General features: G+C 49.5%; 18 protein-coding genes. 7 read left to right on the top strand and 11 right to left on the bottom strand.

Annotated elements, in window-relative coordinates; translation table 11 throughout:
• The 5 genes from atpC to prmC all read right to left on the bottom strand — a co-directional run bounded on the left by atpC (nt 1) and on the right by prmC (nt 5,358).
• Nucleotides 1-381: an ATP synthase F1 subunit epsilon gene (gene atpC, locus V4534_01770; protein MES2503583.1), complete on the bottom strand. Its 381-nt coding sequence runs from the start codon at nt 379-381 to the stop codon at nt 1-3.
• Nucleotides 378-1,814: a F0F1 ATP synthase subunit beta gene (gene atpD, locus V4534_01775; protein ID MES2503584.1), complete on the bottom strand. Its 1,437-nt coding sequence runs from the start codon at nt 1,812-1,814 to the stop codon at nt 378-380. The genes atpC and atpD overlap by 4 nt, the downstream gene beginning before the upstream one ends.
• Nucleotides 1,815-1,881: 67 nt before the next feature.
• The gene (gene fumC / locus V4534_01780; GenBank protein MES2503585.1) at nt 1,882-3,273 is read right to left on the bottom strand and encodes a class II fumarate hydratase; all 1,392 of its coding nucleotides are present in this window, start codon (nt 3,271-3,273) and stop codon (nt 1,882-1,884) included.
• A 32-nt stretch (nt 3,274-3,305) separates the two neighbouring features.
• Nucleotides 3,306-4,565 (bottom strand): UDP-N-acetylglucosamine 1-carboxyvinyltransferase, encoded by a 1,260-nt coding sequence (murA, locus tag V4534_01785; protein MES2503586.1) that lies wholly within the window; start codon nt 4,563-4,565, stop codon nt 3,306-3,308.
• A complete protein-coding gene (gene prmC, locus V4534_01790) occupies nt 4,558-5,358 on the bottom strand; it encodes a peptide chain release factor N(5)-glutamine methyltransferase (protein ID MES2503587.1) in 801 nt (266 codons plus the stop codon). Before prmC ends, murA begins: the two co-directional genes overlap by 8 nt.
• Between prmC and V4534_01795 the strand changes: the two genes are divergently transcribed.
• Nucleotides 5,345-5,497, top strand: coding sequence for a twin-arginine translocase TatA/TatE family subunit (locus tag V4534_01795; protein ID MES2503588.1), 153 nt, complete (start codon nt 5,345-5,347; stop codon nt 5,495-5,497). The genes prmC and V4534_01795 overlap by 14 nt on opposite strands.
• On the opposite strand, the gene V4534_01800 is transcribed toward V4534_01795, so the two are convergent.
• Both V4534_01800 and V4534_01805 read right to left on the bottom strand, forming a co-directional pair.
• Nucleotides 5,463-5,960 (bottom strand): hypothetical protein, encoded by a 498-nt coding sequence (locus V4534_01800; protein MES2503589.1) that lies wholly within the window; start codon nt 5,958-5,960, stop codon nt 5,463-5,465. The genes V4534_01795 and V4534_01800 overlap by 35 nt on opposite strands.
• Entirely contained in the window at nt 5,917-6,405 is a 489-nt protein-coding gene (locus V4534_01805; GenBank protein ID MES2503590.1) for a CarD family transcriptional regulator, read from the bottom strand. The genes V4534_01800 and V4534_01805 overlap by 44 nt, the downstream gene beginning before the upstream one ends.
• A 131-nt stretch (nt 6,406-6,536) precedes the next feature.
• On the opposite strand from V4534_01805, the gene V4534_01810 reads away from it, so the two are divergent.
• Both V4534_01810 and V4534_01815 read left to right on the top strand, forming a co-directional pair.
• Nucleotides 6,537-8,414, top strand: a complete 1,878-nt coding sequence (locus tag V4534_01810; GenBank protein MES2503591.1) for a M3 family metallopeptidase — start codon at nt 6,537-6,539, stop codon at nt 8,412-8,414.
• A 13-nt stretch (nt 8,415-8,427) separates the two neighbouring features.
• Nucleotides 8,428-8,844, top strand: a complete 417-nt coding sequence (locus V4534_01815) for a hypothetical protein (protein MES2503592.1) — start codon at nt 8,428-8,430, stop codon at nt 8,842-8,844.
• A gap of 64 nt (nt 8,845-8,908) precedes the next feature.
• On the opposite strand, the gene V4534_01820 is transcribed toward V4534_01815, so the two are convergent.
• From V4534_01820 to V4534_01835, 4 genes are read right to left on the bottom strand one after another with little or no spacing between them, the layout of a single operon-like run.
• The gene (locus V4534_01820; GenBank protein ID MES2503593.1) at nt 8,909-9,880 is read right to left on the bottom strand and encodes a hypothetical protein; all 972 of its coding nucleotides are present in this window, start codon (nt 9,878-9,880) and stop codon (nt 8,909-8,911) included.
• A gap of 2 nt (nt 9,881-9,882) precedes the next feature.
• On the bottom strand, nt 9,883-10,221 hold the full coding sequence (locus tag V4534_01825) for a hypothetical protein (protein ID MES2503594.1): 339 nt from the start codon (nt 10,219-10,221) through the stop codon (nt 9,883-9,885).
• 31 nt (nt 10,222-10,252) lie between these two features.
• Nucleotides 10,253-12,013, bottom strand: a complete 1,761-nt coding sequence (locus tag V4534_01830) for an ABC transporter ATP-binding protein (GenBank protein MES2503595.1) — start codon at nt 12,011-12,013, stop codon at nt 10,253-10,255.
• Nucleotides 12,010-12,711: an RsmE family RNA methyltransferase gene (locus tag V4534_01835; protein ID MES2503596.1), complete on the bottom strand. Its 702-nt coding sequence runs from the start codon at nt 12,709-12,711 to the stop codon at nt 12,010-12,012. Before V4534_01835 ends, V4534_01830 begins: the two co-directional genes overlap by 4 nt.
• A gap of 41 nt (nt 12,712-12,752) precedes the next feature.
• On the opposite strand from V4534_01835, the gene V4534_01840 reads away from it, so the two are divergent.
• Genes V4534_01840 through V4534_01855 form a run of 4 tightly spaced genes read left to right on the top strand, consistent with a single transcriptional unit; the run spans nt 12,753 to nt 16,887 of the window.
• Nucleotides 12,753-14,351 (top strand): CTP synthase, encoded by a 1,599-nt coding sequence (locus V4534_01840; GenBank protein MES2503597.1) that lies wholly within the window; start codon nt 12,753-12,755, stop codon nt 14,349-14,351.
• Complete coding sequence (locus V4534_01845; protein MES2503598.1) at nt 14,348-15,136, top strand: RluA family pseudouridine synthase; 789 nt, start codon at nt 14,348-14,350, stop codon at nt 15,134-15,136. The genes V4534_01840 and V4534_01845 overlap by 4 nt, the downstream gene beginning before the upstream one ends.
• On the top strand, nt 15,133-16,395 hold the full coding sequence (locus V4534_01850) for an AmpG family muropeptide MFS transporter (protein ID MES2503599.1): 1,263 nt from the start codon (nt 15,133-15,135) through the stop codon (nt 16,393-16,395). Before V4534_01845 ends, V4534_01850 begins: the two co-directional genes overlap by 4 nt.
• A gap of 3 nt (nt 16,396-16,398) precedes the next feature.
• The gene (locus tag V4534_01855; GenBank protein MES2503600.1) at nt 16,399-16,887 is read left to right on the top strand and encodes a CbiX/SirB N-terminal domain-containing protein; all 489 of its coding nucleotides are present in this window, start codon (nt 16,399-16,401) and stop codon (nt 16,885-16,887) included.
• The last annotated feature ends 147 nt before the right edge of the window (nt 16,888-17,034 follow it).

Consider the following 17,034-nt stretch of genomic DNA (forward strand, 5'->3'; position numbering starts at 1 on the left):
TTACACAATCCTAATGCGGGCGGTCACGCTTGCGATTTGCGCTTCCACTGCTTTTAAGGTTTTCTCATCTTCCATGGAAATTTGCAATAACTGGGCTTCGAGCTGCTCCAGCAAGGTGCGTTCTGAAGCCAGATCGATTTCGGATGGCCAGGCGGCGCCTTCGCAGATAACGCTCACGCGAGAGGCGTCAACTTCGGCATAACCCGCTGCGACCATGAGTTTTTGATCACCGTAAGTCAGCGTGCCCGGCTTTAACGCAGCAAGCAAAGGCACGTGGCCCGGTAGAACTTGAAACTCCCCCTGCTCGCCTGGCAAGGTGACCGATTCACATTGCGTCTTCAGCAGAGGCCGTTGAGGGGTTACAACTTCTAGCTCGATCATAGGGTTTTAGCCTTTTCGATAACTTCTTCGATGGTTCCGACCATATAGAAAGCCTGCTCAGGGATATCATCGTGTTTGCCTTCGACGATTTCCTTAAAGCCCCGAACGGTATCTTCGAGCTTGACGTATTTGCCTGGTGTTCCGGTAAAGACTTCAGCCACATGGAACGGCTGAGATAGGAATTTTTGGATCTTACGCGCTCTGGATACCACTTGGCGGTCTTCCTGAGATAATTCGTCCATACCCAAAATGGCAATAATGTCTTGCAAGTCTTTGTAGCGCTGCAAGGTTGACTGCACTTTTCGAGCGACATCGTAGTGCTCAGCACCTAAAGTATCTGGCGATAGAATGCGGCTGGTTGAATCCAAGGGATCCACGGCAGGGTAAATTCCTAAGTCGGCGATGGACCGGCTTAATACCGTGGTCGCGTCCAAATGCGCGAAAGTCGTTGCGGGCGCCGGATCGGTCAAATCGTCTGCTGGCACGTAAATGGCCTGCACAGAGGTAATCGAACCATTTTTCGTGGTCGTAATTCGTTCTTGCAACATACCCATTTCGTTGGCCAGGGTTGGCTGATAACCTACTGCTGAAGGAATACGGCCTAATAGTGCGGAGATTTCAGAGCCTGCTTGAGTGAATCTGAAAATGTTATCAATAAAGAGCAACACGTCTTGGCCGAATTCGTCTCTGAAGTTTTCGGCAACGGTAAGACCTGAAAGCGCCACACGCGCACGAGCGCCTGGTGGCTCGTTCATCTGGCCATAGACCAGGGCCACTTTGCTGTCTGCGCTGTTTACCTTGCCGGTGTGTTCATCTATTTTAATAACGCCGGATTCACACATTTCATTATACAAATCGCGTCCTTCACGGGTTCGCTCACCTACACCAGCAAACACGGAAAGACCACCGTGGCCTTTACCGATGTTGTTGATAAGTTCCATAATCAAAACGGTTTTGCCAACGCCGGCGCCACCGAAAAGTCCAATTTTCCCGCCTCTGGAGTATGGCGCAAGCAAATCGACGACTTTAATACCGGTTTCAAGGACGCTCACTTCGGTGTCTTGTTCTGTAAATCCGGGCGGCTCTCTATGGATGGAGCGATAGGTATCGGTTTGCACCGGGCCTTGCTCGTCTACGGGCTCACCAATAACGTTAAGAATGCGGCCGAGGGTGGCTTTGCCTACCGGCATCATGATGGGTGCACCGCTGTTTCGCACGCGCATGCCCCTAGTCAAGCCGTCGGTTGAATCCATAGCAATGCAGCGCACGGCATTTTCGCCAAGATGCTGCGATACTTCGAGCACCAAGTTGCTGCTATTGTTATCAATAGAAAGGGCGGTAAAAATTTTCGGCAAGGCCTCACTCGGAAACTCGACGTCTACGACGGGACCGATAACCTGCGTGATTCTGCCATCCATCAATGCTTCTGCCATGTGTGTCATTCTCCGAATCTCTCTTACGGGAGGCTATAGGAGAAACACGTCGCGATGGCAACCCTACTCAGACCATTTTCCGAGGGTCAATCAGTCGGTCATAAGTTTCAGATGAGATAAAGCCTAATTTCATGGCCGCATCTTTCAGATTTAAGTCGTTGTCTAAGGCGTAATGCGCAATTTGGGAAGCTTTGTCATAACCAATTTCTGGCGACAACGCTGTGACCAACATCAAGGAACGCTCCAGATAAAAAGCGATCTGTTTGTGGTTGATATCCAGGTCAGCCACCAGAAACTTTTGAAAGTTCGTCATGCTGTCACTTAAGATGCGAATCGACTTCATGACATTCAGGATAATTAGCGGCTTATAGACGTTCATTTCCAAATAGCCGCTGGCGCCACCAAAGCTCACGGCCACATCGTTGGCCATAACTTGAGCTGATACCATTGCCAAAGCTTCGCATTGAGTTGGATTAACTTTACCCGGCATGATGGAAGAGCCTGGCTCATTCGCTGGTATGACAAACTCTGCAAACCCTGCCCTGGGTCCGCACGATAACAGCCGAATGTCATTGGCGATTTTAAATAGAGAAACCGCCAGGGTTTTAACCGACCCATGCAATTGCACCAGCGCATCATGTGCGCCCTGCACGGTAAATTTGTTCGGAGCTGATATAAAAGGCAGCCTAGAAAGTTTAGCAATTTGAGCGGCAGCTTGTTCTGCAAAGCCAGGAGGCGAGTTCAGACCCGTACCAACAGCGGTACCGCCCAGTGCCAGGTGGTATATTTGCTCCATAGATTGCTGGATGCGGCCTTCGTTTGCTTCCAGCATCCCGACGTAGCCGGAAAGTTCTTGTCCAACAGTTAAAGGCGTCGCATCTTGCATGTGAGTTCGGCCGATCTTAATCACGTCTTTCCAGAGGGTCGCTTTTTCGCTAAGCCCTTGTTTTAGGCTTGCAAGTGCAGGTAAGAGCTCCGAAACCACACCCAAGGCAGCCGTTATATACATGGCCGACGGAAAAGAATCGTTGGACGATTGGCACATGTTGACGTGATCGTTCGGATGAACAGGCTTTTTGCTGCCTAAAGCCTCGCCGGCAAGCTGAGCGCAGCGATTTGAAATTACTTCGTTCACATTCATGTTGAACTGCGTGCCGCTGCCCGTCATCCATACATGGAGGGGGAACATGTCTTGATGCTGGCCGGCCAAAATCTCGTCGCATGTCTGGATAATTAGGTCAGCCTTTTGACTGTCCAACCGGCCGCTCTTTTGATTAACCTGCGCCACCGCTTTTTTTAAAATGGCGTAAGCGGGAATCATTTCCCGCGGAATTAGATCGTCGCCGATACTGAAATGCTTTAGAGAGCGCTGAGTTTGAGCGCCCCATAGCTTTTCTGCTGGAACTAATACTTCTCCAAGACTATCTGTCTCGGTTCGAAAGCCAGGCTGGTCGGTCATGTAATCAGCGTAGCACCGCCGAGAGTTCAGATTCAAGCCTGCAATCTTGATACTTTCGCGCCTAAAGACGTCAGTTTCTTCTCAAGTGCCACGTAGCCACGATCTAAGTGGTATATGCGCGAGATTTCACTCTGACCTTCCGCCGCTAAAGCCGCAATAATCAGACTTGCCGAAGCTCTTAAATCAGTCGCCATCACCGGCGCACCGCTGAGCATCTCCACGCCCTTAACCACTGCCACATTGCCGTTCATGGAAATGTCGGCGCCCATACGCATGAGCTCTAGGGTGTGCATGAAGCGGTTTTCCCAAATGTCTTCTTCAATATGACTGCTGCCATTCGCAAGCGCCATGCAGGCCATAAATTGAGCCTGCATATCTGTCGGAAAGCCAGGGTATGGTGCGGTTCTGATATCCACGCTTTGAAGTCTCTGCGGCGCAATCACACGAAGCCCAGGGCCGTCTGTGACAAATTGGCAACCAGCTTGCTTAAAATGAGACAAAACAGAATCCAAATGTTGAATTTGGACATTCTTAATGAACAGCTCGCTTTTGGTGGCGGCTGCAACGGCAATAAATGTGCCAGTTTCAATGCGGTCAGGTCCAACTTTATGCTGCATGCCTTTCATTGCCTGCACGCCTTCGATTTGAATGACGCTTGAGCCCGCACCTGAGATTTTAGCCCCCATTGTGCGCAGAGCAGTGGCAAGTTCTTCGATTTCAGGCTCGCGCGCGGCGTTTTCAAGCACCGTCGTGCCGTTTGCCAAGCAGGCAGCCATCATCAGATTCTCGGTCGCGCCAACGCTTGGAATATCAAAAACGATGCGTGTGCCTTTTAGACCGCCAGCAGGTGCCGTTGCTTCCACATAACCATGTTCAAGCTTAATCTCAGCGCCCATTTGCTCCAGACCGCGCAAATGCATGTCGATGGGCCGTGCACCAATGGCGCAGCCGCCTGGCAAGGAGACGCGCGCTCTACCAAAGCGGGTGAGCAATGGGCCAAGGACCAAGACTGACGCGCGCATTTTGCGAACAATTTCATAGGTTGCTTCAACGCTATGAATGTTGCGGGTATCCAAAATCATTTCGCCGCCGGCTTCAGCCAGCTTGACGCCTAATTTTTCGAAAAGTTCGGTTAAAGTTTTGATGTCGTCCAAATGCGGAACGTTTTCGACCAGGCTTTCGTCAGAAGCCAGCAAAGTAGCAGCTAAGACTGGCAAGGCAGCATTTTTGGAACCGGAAATTTCGACAGAACCTTCTAGAGGGCGTCCACCTTCGACAATAAATTTATACACAATGAATCTCCACGACGCGGTCGTTGCCGGCATCATCTTGATACACAGTGGCACGGCCTATAAACGATGAGCCTTGATCATATCCGATTTCCAGCAAAACAAAAGCACCTGATTTAAGTATATGAGGGGCTTCACGCAAAAGTTCCTCATGAAGGCCAATGCCTTCGTCCCCGATGCCCACCAGAGCAAGCGTGGGTTCAAAGTCCCGCACATCTCGCATGAGCCCCGCTATGTCTGCAGGCTTAATATAAGGCGGATTGGAAACGAGGAGGTCGAACCTCACCCCCGGCCCCTCTCCACCAAGTGGAGAGGGGGGAGAAACCATTGGGGTAAGCAAGTGGCCTATTCTAACTTCTACTCGGTCCTGGACACCATGTCTGGCGATATTGCGCCTGGCGACTTCAGCGGCCGCTGGACTAAGTTCAGTTGCAATTACCCTGATTTTCGGCCGCTCAAGCGCCAGCGTGATCCCAATACATCCAGACCCCGTGCAGGCATCCACCACCCATAGCGCTTCATCTTCCGGCAATCTTTTTAGTGCCAGCTCGATCAACTTTTCCGTATCTGGCCTTGGAATCAGCACATCAGGGGTTACTTCGAAATCTCTTCCATAGAATTCCTTCACGCCTAAAATATAGGCCATAGGCTCGCCGCGCTCTCGTCGCTTGACGAATTTCCTGTAATCTGCGACAGCCAGATGGGCAGTCAATTGGTCGCATCGAAAGGCATGCGCCAGCAAAGGAATATCTATGTTTGGAATTGGTCCTTGGGAACTCATGATGGTATTTGGCATACTCCTTCTCTTATTTGGAGGGAAACGTCTACCAGGGTTGGCGTCTGGTCTGGGTGGTGCCATTAAAAACTTTAAAACGGCTATGAAAGAAACCGAGCCTGAAGTTAAGCTTTTGGACGATTCATCCAAACACTCATAAATAGTACCAGCAGCGACAAAATGAAAAGCAGCGGGTAGCGCCAAAGTTTAAAAGGCTCTTCTCCAACAATCAGCAGCTGCGCATCTGCTGGCAAGTTCATCGCCAAACGTTTTTCAAAGAACTGGCGGATACTTTTGTATTGAGAGCCAAACTTAACCAGCCGGCCTTTGACTTTAATTTCTGTAAAGGCTTCGTACTTCTTTTCGAAAAGATTTTCATCAAAGGCAATGAAATAGGGCTGGCCGAGCATATTTCGGACTTGTGTTGGGCCTAAAATAAAAGTGCCTGGCAAAAAACCGGTAACGGTCCCTGCCCGATTGCCTAGCACACCTTCGATTTGAACGGGCGTACCAGCGAAAAAATAAATGAGTGCGGGGATGCGGTCGGCCCATATCCAGGCCAGGCCTATGGCCAGCAAACTAACAGCGAAAAATCGTCCTAAACTTGCTTTCCACTTCTTCATGAGAGATACCTTTTGACAAGCTTAGCTCGCGAACCAGTAAAGAGCGAGCGGTATCTAGCATCTTGCGCTCACCAAAGCTAAGCTCTTTATCGCCTTTGAGGACGTAGAGATCTCTAAGCACTTTGGCTACTTCAAATACCGAACCCGATTTTATCTTTTCCAGATATTCTCGATGGCGCCGGTTCCAGGTGGTGGACTCGACAATTTTCTCGCGTTTTTTAAGCACTTCAAAAACTTTGTCGGCTTCTTCGCTGGAGACAATCTCCCGCATACCCACCTGATCCACGTTGGCCGTAGGCACCATCACGCGCATTGAGTTTTCCAAAATGCTCAAGACATAAAAAGTTTGGTCGTTGCCGCCGATATTTCGGACCTCAACGCTCATCACTTCCGCCACCCCATGCGCGGGGTAGACCACTTTATCCCCTACATTGAACTTGAACATAAGCAGGAAACCTGACACAAAAAACCAGGTTTGCCTAGGGGCTCCCCAGTTTAAGACCCTATCAGGAGGTGTGTGTGCTGTTTTTGTTGCCCATATTTTTTAGCCTTTCCCTTTTCGCAGGAGATAAAGTCATGTTTGACCGTATTTTAGAGCCATGCAAAGCTGAACTATCAGCTGCGCAAAAGCTTTTGGACCAGATTTTAAAGCCCCAAAAAGTCCGAACCGAGCAGAATACTTTAAAACCCTATAACGAGATGCAGATTCACTTGGATGCCGCCAACTCTCTGGCCGGGCTTATCTCTCAAGTACACCCAGACGCCAACATCCGAGAAGAAGCTGAGCAATGCGAGCAATTGGCACATCACTTCATGACCGACCTGTCTTTAAGCGAGCCGCTTTATAACGCTTTAAAAGGTCTTAATACGAAGAAGCTCTCAAAAGATGCGCAGCGCTTGGTAACTAATTCCCTCAGAGATTTTAAACGCTCTGGGATCGACAAGGATTTGGAGACACGCAATAAAATCAAAGCCTTGGAAGAAAAACTTGTAGTAGTAGGTCAAAGCTTCGGCCGCAATATTAGAGACGATAGACGCTTCGTTGAGATCGATGCCAGCAGCCTCAAAGGCATGCCGGCCGATTACATCGCTTCCCACCCGGTCCAAGAAAACGGCAAAGTCAAAATCTCAACAGACTACCCAGATTTCATTCCGTTCATGAGCTACGCTGATGATGCCAAAGCCCGCAAAGACATTTGGATGCAGTTTAATCAGCGCGGCTACCCCGCCAATGAAGCTGTGCTTAAAGACTTATTAACCAAGCGTTATGAGTTGGCTCAGCTTTTAGGCTATAGCAGCTTCGCTGACTATGTCGTTGAAGACAAGATGGTCAAATCCACGGTCCGCGCCAAGGACTTCATTGATCAAATCGCTGCCATATCCAAAGACGGCGCCAGACAAGAGTATGCCGTTATCCTGGCTGAGAAGCGAAAGACCGACCCCAAAGCCACCGAAGTTTACACTTTCGAGAGGGCCTACTTAGAAGAAAAGATCAAACAGCAGAAATACCAAGTAGACTCTCAAGTTGTCCGTTCACACTTTCACTACCCTAAAGTGAGAAACGGCTTGCTGGGTCTCACGAGCAATCTGTTTGACGTCCAGTTTAAGCGCGTGGACAAGCCAGCAGTCTGGGATCCATCGGTCGAAGTTTACGATGTCTATAACGGCAAAAAGCTCTCAGGCCGCGTGTACTTGGATATGCACCCAAGAGACAACAAGTTTAAGCATGCCGCGCAGTTCACCATTAGGAATGGCGTGAAAGGCAAGCAAATCCCAGAAGGCGCCTTGGTTTGTAACTTTAGTGAAGACTTAATGGATCATGATCAAGTGGTCACTTTCTTCCATGAATTCGGTCACTTGATGCACCATGTGCTGGGTGGAAACCAAAAATGGGTTCATTTCTCAGGCGTCTCCACGGAGTGGGACTTCGTTGAAGCGCCGTCGCAATTTTTCGAAGAATGGGCATGGGATCCGAAAGTCTTGCGTACTTTCTCGGATATCCCGCTTCCGCTAATTGCCAAGATGAAAGCAGCGGATGAGTTCGGGAAAGGCTTAGATGCGCGTCGCCAAATGTTTTTGGCCCAGTTGAGTCTGCAGTTTTATCTACAAGATCCTACGACTTTCGATCCATTGGCATTGATGAAAGAGCTCCAAGGTCAATACAGCGAATTCCCTTATGTTGACGGCACTTACCTGCATCTGAGTTTCGGCCATCTGCACGATTATTCTGCCATGTACTATACCTATATGTGGTCCAAAGTGATTGCCAAAGATCTAGCGAGCGCTTTTGAAAAGAAGGGCCTGATGGATAAAACACAGGCCAAACGGTATAAAAAGTTGATCCTTGAAAAAGGTGGCTCTAAAGACGCTGATGAGTTGGTAGAAGGGTTCCTTGGACGACCTTATCAGTTTGAAGCCTTCAAGAAGTGGATTGAACTACCCGCTCAAACGTGATGTAAGAAGGTCCATGAGTGCAGTGAAAATTGGTTCGAATGTCAATTGCTGGTGTACGCGCTGTAAGATGATTCTGGCGCATACCACCGAAGCGGTGGTGGGATCGGAAATCAAACGAGTTGCTTGTAACACCTGCCACGGTAAGCACACCTATCGACCCAACGCTCCCGGGACATCTACCGCTGCCACCAGGGCCTCAAAAGCCGGTGGCAGCAAGGTGTCCGCCAATCCAGGTCGCGGCTACGCGACTTTGATGGAAAACAAGGATTCTGCGAAAGCTGAGTCCTACCAATTTCAAACCCGCTATTTAGTTGGATCGATGCTAAAACACACCGATTTCGGCGTCGGCGTGGTTACCGCAGATAAAGGCGGCAACAAAATCGAAGTCATGTTCGAAACCGGCAGCAAAGTCCTAGTCCACGGCCGCTAGGATATTTTTACCCTCTCCATTTTCATGGAGAGGGAGATTTGGGCTAGCCAAAATCGGGAGAGGACTATTTCCTCTTACCCCCAGGCGTTTCCGCACTTCCCGGTGCACTTGGCGTTTCTGTCAGATTTTTACGATATTCTTCGCTGGTATTAACCACCGCCTGAGCTTGTTGGCGTTGCCTGTTGCTATCTTTGCTTCCTTCTTCGCCGCCTTTTGAGGTGGCCACACCTGCAACGGCTGGCTCGCCACTGTTGATTACTTCTGACGCAGCTGCCTGCTCTGCAGCTGTTTTAGCGGCTCTCATTGCGACCGTGGTAGCCGCGATCTGTCCTGCCCTGGCCTGAATGGCGGATTCGGTTGAATCTTCTGGGTTTGCATTTCGGACATCTCTTGCTCTGCTAGAAATGGTAGAACGCATATAGCCAGGGGTTTGATCATTAACCACCCTTGCCTGAGGCTGCGCCTTAGCGGCGACCACCGGTTTAGGTGGCGGTGGTGGCGGTGGGGCTTTAACCACTGGAATGGTGACGTCGCCCTTTTTGGCAACCGGTGTGCTGAAAGCTTGAGTGTGCATCTTCACCGACGTATAGTTCTCAGTGAGAGATTTTGGCCCGGTTTGAGCTGTGTTGACTGCTCGATTGCGTAAGGCGGCTTGTTCGCCTTTAGGATCCATCGCAAAAGTCTTGGGTGTATATGATATTTTTTGATTTCTAACCTGCAACGTATCAGGCAGCTCCCCGATCTTCTTGCCATCGGAAGTAATTTCGCGTGTTTTCGCGTCGATTTTAATTGTAGGCAGTGATGGGTCTTCCGCCTTTGCTGCTCTAAACTGTTGATGAAGGCTGGAAATGTCAACGCTGTCTTTTCCTTGAAAAGCATTTCGAAGGATATCGGCCACTTTTTCTTGAATCGGCGTGCCGAGTTTACTTTCATCGATTTCCGGGGCCTTTTCTGTCTGTGGCCCAATGGTAGGCCTGAAATCCGCCAAGGGCGGACGCGTAATCTCAGGTGGACGAAATTCGGGCATTCCTCTCATAACTACTCCATGTCGTCTAATTTTTTATTGACATTAATTGTCATAATTTGAACGTATTCAGCTTCAAGATTATCAGGTTTCTGAGGCTCGGTGTTTTCGGCGTCTTCTTTTTCTTTATCTTTGTTTTTCTTAGGCTTAAGGCCTGGGCTATTGCCTAAACGGCCTCTTAACAGAATTTCGTTCTCGAACTGAGGGCCGGGATCAGTCAAATTTTTGGACTCTGGCGCGGGTTTAGGCTGGTTTTGACCGTGCGGAGGACCATACTGGAATTTGTCTTCACCGGGCTTTGAAATGCTGCCCGAGCTAGATGAGCCTGAGAGTTTCTTGAAAAAGCCTTTCACTCATTAAATATATCATAATTCGCAGGCGGGGTTAAAATTGGACGCCGGTTTGGATGTTCCAGAGCTTTTGATATAGGCCACCCTGCCCGATTAAAGCATCATGGGTCCCCGATTGCACGACACGCCCGCTGTCTAGGACGAAGATGCGGTGAGCATGTCTGATGGTTGATAATCTGTGGGCGATCAAAATGGTGGTGCGGCCTTTGGCAATGCGGTTGATTGAGTTTTGGATGGCGCTTTCGGTTTCGTTATCTACTGCAGACGTTGCTTCATCAAAAATGAAAATAGGCGGGTCTTTTAAAATAGCCCTGGCAATGGAGATGCGTTGGCGCTGGCCGCCGGATAGTTTTTGGCCGCGCTCGCCGATGACTGTTTCATAGCCTTGGGGCAAGCTCATGATGAAATCGTGGGCTTCGGCCATTTTGGTGGCGCTTATCACTTGTTCTATAGATGCATCGAAGGAGCCATAAGCGATATTTTCTCTGACGGTTCCGTGAAAGAGAAAAACGTCTTGGCTGACTAAGCCAATGCTTTGACGCAAGCTTCTTAGGTCTATTTCGTCGATTTCTCTGCCGCTTAAAAGCAGGCGGCCTGAGCTGGGCTCGTAAAAGCGTAGTAGCAACTTGGTGATGGTGCTTTTGCCTGCGCCGGTCGCGCCTACAAATGCAACGGTTTCGCCAGCGGGGATGTCTAGATTGAGAGCCGAGAGCGCGCTAAAGCCGTTTGGGTATACCAAGGAGATGTCTTGAAACTGGATGGCGATGCCTTCCGAGGCTTTCGAAAGGACTGCGTGGTTGCCCGTTTTAGGAAGAGGCGTATCCAGAAGGTCCAAAACTCGTTTGGCCGATGCCATGGCCCGCTCGTACAGGTCCGTGATGTTTCCAAGGTCGGTAAATGGCCACAATAGGCGCTGGGTTAAGAATACCAGCACACTGTAGGAGCCGACCGCGAGCTGGCCTTCGAAGGCCATATAGCCACCTAAAATTAAAGTAGAGATAAAGCCCATCACAATGGCCATTCTAAGTAGAGGGATAAAGGCGGAACTCAGGGCGATCGCGCTGACGTTGGCTTCTTGGTACGCCCTGCTCTCTTTATCAAGCTTGGCTTGTTCGTAGGCTTCAGCCGTGTAGCTTTTAACAATGGCCATGCCACTGAGGCTGTTATTGAGCCGCTCGGAAATGAGCCCGGCTTTTTCGCGGACGCTGGCGTATTTTGGGCCTAGACGCACTTGGAACAAATAGGCGCCTAGTAAGATTAACGGGACTGGCAGGAGTGCTAACAGAGCCACCATGGGCGCTAGATAGAAGAAGATAATGCCGACAACGACCGTGCCGACCGAGATTTGTAGAAGCGAATTTGCACCGCCGTCTAAAAAGCGTTCGAGCTGATTGATGTCATCGTTCATGATGGACATTAACGATCCAGTATTTTTGTCTTCGAAATAGCTCATCGGCAGCTGTTGAACGTGGCTATAGGTATCCAAACGGAGGCGATGTTCCAGCTTTTGGGACAGGTTGCGCCATTCGATTGAATATAAATATTGAAACAACGATTCGAAGGCCCAAATTAGGAAGGTTACAAAACCTAAGACCAGCAACTGGTCCATCAAACCTGGTACGCCTAAGCGGGCGATGAGCGAGCTTTTTTGATTGACTACGGTATCAACGGCTACCCCAATTAGGACTTCAGGTAGAATATCGAATATTTTGTTAAGCGCCGAATAAGTAGATGCTTTTATGATTTTTGAGCGGTCTTCGCCAGCGTATTTGAAGAGGCGTTTTAGGGGGCTCATAGGAGGGATCCTTGGATTTGTGCCAGGGCGGTGAGGCCGGCGGTTTCGGTGCGTAGGACGTATTTGGCTAGGCGGATGGGTTTGGCACCCAGAGAAATAAACCGCTCGTTTTCTGCAGGAGAAAGGCCACCTTCTGGGCCGATGATGATTGAGACGCGGCCTTCTTTTGGGGACCTCTCCCCCAGCCCCTCTCCAGTACCTGGAGAGGGTAGCAAGAGGAGATCCCGTTCGGTCTCCCCTCTCCAGGTACTGGAGAGGGGGTTAGGGGGTGAGGTCACCACTGGCACAAATGCTCGCCCACATTGCCTGGCAGCATCTTGCGCAATGCGCGTCAGGCGCTCAAGCTTTGCTGGCATTTTATCCTTAAAATCAACCTGGCTTCGTTCAGATTTAAACAGCACGATTTCGTTTACGCCAAGTTCGGTGGCGTGTTGTGTAATGTATTCAAGCTTCTCCATGGGAACCAAGGCTTGTATTAAGCAGATATGCATTGCATCAGGCTGAACTTGGGTCAGTTGGGCATTTGCTAAAACAGTAGGCTCCGCTTGATTAAAGCTTCCGCGTAGCAAATTTCCCTGGCCGTCGAACAGCTCAACCAGCTCTTCGTTTTTCAGCCTCAGGACCTTCACGAAACGGTGAAGCGTTTGCGAATCTAAAGAAAAATCCGAGTTAATATGGTCTACAAACGCTCGATGCATGCCTTGCCAAATAGCGAAATTTCTGGAAAAGATATAGTCCCATGGCCCATCAAACTAAATATATTTTTGTTACTGGCGGCGTGGTGAGTTCCCTAGGTAAAGGCATTGCTTCAGCCTCGATTGGTGCTCTTTTAGAGAGCCGCGGCCTGGATATCAGCATGCTGAAGCTGGATCCTTATTTAAATGTCGATCCTGGAACGATGAACCCTTTTCAACATGGTGAAGTATTTGTTACCGATGACGGCGCTGAGACGGACCTCGATTTAGGTCATTATGAGCGATATATTTCTACTAGATTGAGTAAGCTCAATAGTAAAACAGCTGGCCAGATTTATTTGGAAGTTTTGGAAAAAGAGCGTCAGGGTAAATACTTGGGCGCGACCGTTCAAGTAATTCCACACATCACTGATGCCATAAAAAATGCCATTCGCGCCGCGGGTGCGGGTCATGATATTTTGATTTGCGAAGTGGGCGGTACGGTAGGCGATATTGAGTCCCTACCCTTTGTGGAAGCCATTCGGCAGATGTGCCAGGAAGAAGGCCATAAGGCGACCATCTTTATCCATGTGTCTTATCTGCCGCTGATTCATGCGGCTGGCGAAGTCAAGACCAAGCCTACGCAGCATTCTGTGAAGGAACTTTTGAGCTTTGGGGTGCAACCGGACATGTTGCTTCTAAGAGCTGAGCATGCGGTCACCCAAGACATCAAAGATAAAATCTCGCTATTTTGCAACGTGCCGGCAAAAGCCATCGCCAGTTGCCCAGATTTGCGTACCGTTTACGAAGTGCCGCTGGTTTTGCACCGCGAAGGTGTGGAAGAGGCCATTTTAGAGCATCTGGATATCAAGGCGCCTAAGGGCGATTTATCCGCCTGGGAAGAAGTCGTTCGCAGCTTTAAAAATCCGACTCGCGAAGTTCAGATTGGCATTGTCGGCAAATATGTCGAGCTGATTGAAAGCTATAAAAGTATCAACGAAGCACTGGTTCATGCGGGCATTGCCACTGGCGCTAAGGTCGTTTGCAAATATATTGATTCAGAAGAAATAGAGCGAGATGGACCAGGCAAACATCTGGCAAGCCTGGACGGTATCCTGGTGCCGGGTGGTTTCGGGGAAAGGGGTACGGCCGGCAAAATCGAGACCGTACGTTATGCACGCGAAAATAAGGTGCCTTTCTTTGGAATCTGCTTAGGATTACAAATCGCTGTTATCGAATACGCTCTACATTGCGCGGGCATTAAAGGTGCAACCTCTCAAGAGTTTAACCCTGAGGCACAGCATCAAGTCATTCACTTTATGGCTGACCAGCAAAATATCACCCGTAAAGGCGGCACCATGCGCCTCGGCAATTACCCATGCGTACTCGCAAAAGGCAGTTTGGCTGAGAAAGTCTACGATCTCACTGAAATTGTGGAACGCCATAGGCACCGTTATGAAGTTAACAATGCTTATCGCGGCCAGCTTGAATCGGCTGGGCTTAAATTCAGCGGCATGTCGCCTGATGGTTTGTTGGTGGAAATGATTGAGCTTGATGAGCATCCTTATTTTATTGCTTGTCAGTTTCATCCGGAATTTTTGTCTAAGCCCCTAAATCCACATCCATTGTTTAAAAGCTTTGTAGCTGCCAGTTTAAAATCATGACACTTTTAGAAACGGTGCATCGCAAATTTAAGATGGCATCAGTTACCAGAGCCCGTAAGTTGATTAAAAATGGCTTTGTGACGGTTAATAAAACCGTTGTGGCAAGGCCAGATACGGTCGTTTTATCATCGGATATCATCGAAATCGTTGAGCACGCAGCTCGGCATCGAAAGAAAGCTAATTTCGAAGTGCTGTTTGAAGATGATGCCATTTTGGTGGCGGTAAAACCTGCAGGTATTTTGGTCGAAGATTTCTTTAAGCAGGTTTGTGAGTATATCCCGTTGATTTTAACGCATCGTTTGGATCAGAAGGTGTCTGGCGTAATGATCTTTGCGAAGTCAGCTGAGATTGAGAGAAAGCTTGAAGCCAACTGGCATTTGAACGATAAGCTTTACATGGCTTTGGTGGAAGGCGTTATGCCTAAGCCTAAAGGTGTTATCGAAAGCTGGCTTTTGGAAAGCGCAGCGCTGAAAGTACATTCGGTGCCAGCGAATACGCCAGGTGCCCAAAAAGCTGTCACGCACTACCGCGTTATTCCCGCTGCACCCAGTAAAAAGCAGCAAAAAGGCGACCCGACCACTCGAGTTGAAGTGAGCCTCGAGACTGGGCGTAAAAACCAGATTCGCGTTCATTTGTCTGAGCTGGGCTGCCCTATTGTTGGGGATGAAAAGTATGGCGCTAAGACGGCTGTTCGTGGCCGGATTGCCTTGCATGCATTTCGCCTAACGTTCAACCACCCTCTGTCTGGCAGACGGATGACCTGTAGCAAAGAGACACCGTTTTGATTTATTTAGACATTCGAATATTTTTTATATTGCTTCTTGGATTCTCAAGCGGTTTGCCGTTAATGCTAACCGCGGGGACTCTGGGATTTTGGCTGGCTGAGTCTGGTAGTAGTAACACGGCGATTGGCCTGTTTGCTTTGGTCGGTGTGCCCTACACCTTCAAATTTCTGTGGTCACCTCTGATTGACCGGATGCCTCTCCCTTGTTTGACGCGTCTTTTGGGTAGGCGTAAAGCTTGGATGTTTTTGTCTCAGGCGTTGTTGGCAGGGGCATTGTTTGGTCTGTCTTTGAGTAGTCCGTCCGAAAATATTATTTGGACCGCTTGGCTTGCATTGGCTGTCTCTTTTTTATCCGCGACCCAAGATATTGTTATTGATGCTTACCGCGTAGATATCCTGGATGAGAAATCCTACGGCGCTGGCGCAGCCACCATCGTATTTGGCTATCGCATCGGCATGCTGGTCGCCGGCGCCGGTGCCCTCTATTTGGCAAGCTATTTCACCTGGGCAGTCGTCTACCAAACCATGGCTGCTCTCATGAGTGTCGGCCTAATCGCCACCTTACTATGCCAAGAGCCCAAGTCCCCTCTCCCACTCGTGGGAGAGGGAGATTTTGACTCGTCAAAATCGGGAGAGGGCTGGTTCTACGAATCCGCCATCGCCCCTTTCGCCGACTTCATCACCCGCCAAAACTGGGCCCTAATCCTGATCTTCGTCGTCTTCTACAAACTAGGCGACGCCTTCGTCTCGAACATGACCAGCCCTTTCTACTTAGCGGCGGGCTTCTCCAAAATAGAAATCGCCAACATCACGAAAGTATTCGGTGTCATCGCCAGCCTTTTCGGCGCCTTCCTAGGCGGCTGGATGGTATCCCGTGCTGGCATTTTGAAAGCCTTACTAATCTGCGGCCTGGTGCAAATGCTGTCAAACTTGGCGTTTATAGCGCAAGCTTACGTTGGCCATGATTTGGGCCTCTTGGTATTCACCATTGCCGCTGAAAACATCACTGGGGGAATGGGAACGGCAGCCTTGGTGGCTTATCTGTCCGGCCTTTGCCATGCTTCGTTTACGGCCACGCAATACGCCCTGCTATCATCGTTAACCGCTGTGGGACGAACTTTCCTAGCATCACCCTGCGGGATCTTGGCGGACATGGTGAGCTGGCCAGTCTATTTTGGCATTTCAACATTAATTGCTATTCCAGGGATGCTCATGCTGTTGTTTTTAATGCATGGTTCACGTTTTGCTGATAAATCCTGACGCATGAAAAAATCAGTCGTTCTAATTGGTCACGGTGGTATCCCTAAAGATTTTCCAAACGAAAAAGTAAGTCGGCTGAAAATACTAGAAAGTCAGCGGCAACGCGCTAAAACACCCATGACCGAAGAAGAAAGCACGCTCGATCATGAGATTCGAACTTGGCCCAGAACTCGCGAAAACGATCCTTTTTGCTTTGGCGTGCAGGCGATTGCGAAGCATCTAGCGCCCAAGCTGATGCCGACCAAGCTGGTTTTGGCCTATAACGAGTTTTGCGGCCCCAGCATTGATGAAGCGGTTGATCAACTGGTCAATGAGGGCTTTCAGCATATTACGTTGCTCACAACCATGTTTACGCCGGGTGGTGTGCACTCGGAAGTGGAAATTCCTGAGATAGCAGAGGCTTTGCAGGCTAAATACAGCCATGTGCAGATTGAATACCCTTGGCCATTCGATCTCAATCACGTCGCTGAGTTTTTGGCGGCACAGCTATAATATACCTTTTGGGTTGACGGAACGCTATCATTTCCGCTGGGCCAGACTCGTCCGATGATCGCGGGCTTAGAGCTGGCTCAGGTAAAGAAGGCATTAACGTGCTTATGATCCGGGTCACCTCCGCAAGCCCATTCCCATTTCTCTGAG

It is taken from the genome of Myxococcota bacterium (assembly GCA_040387835.1).
Classification (GTDB): Bacteria; Myxococcota; UBA727; order UBA727; family JABDBI01; genus JAZKCZ01.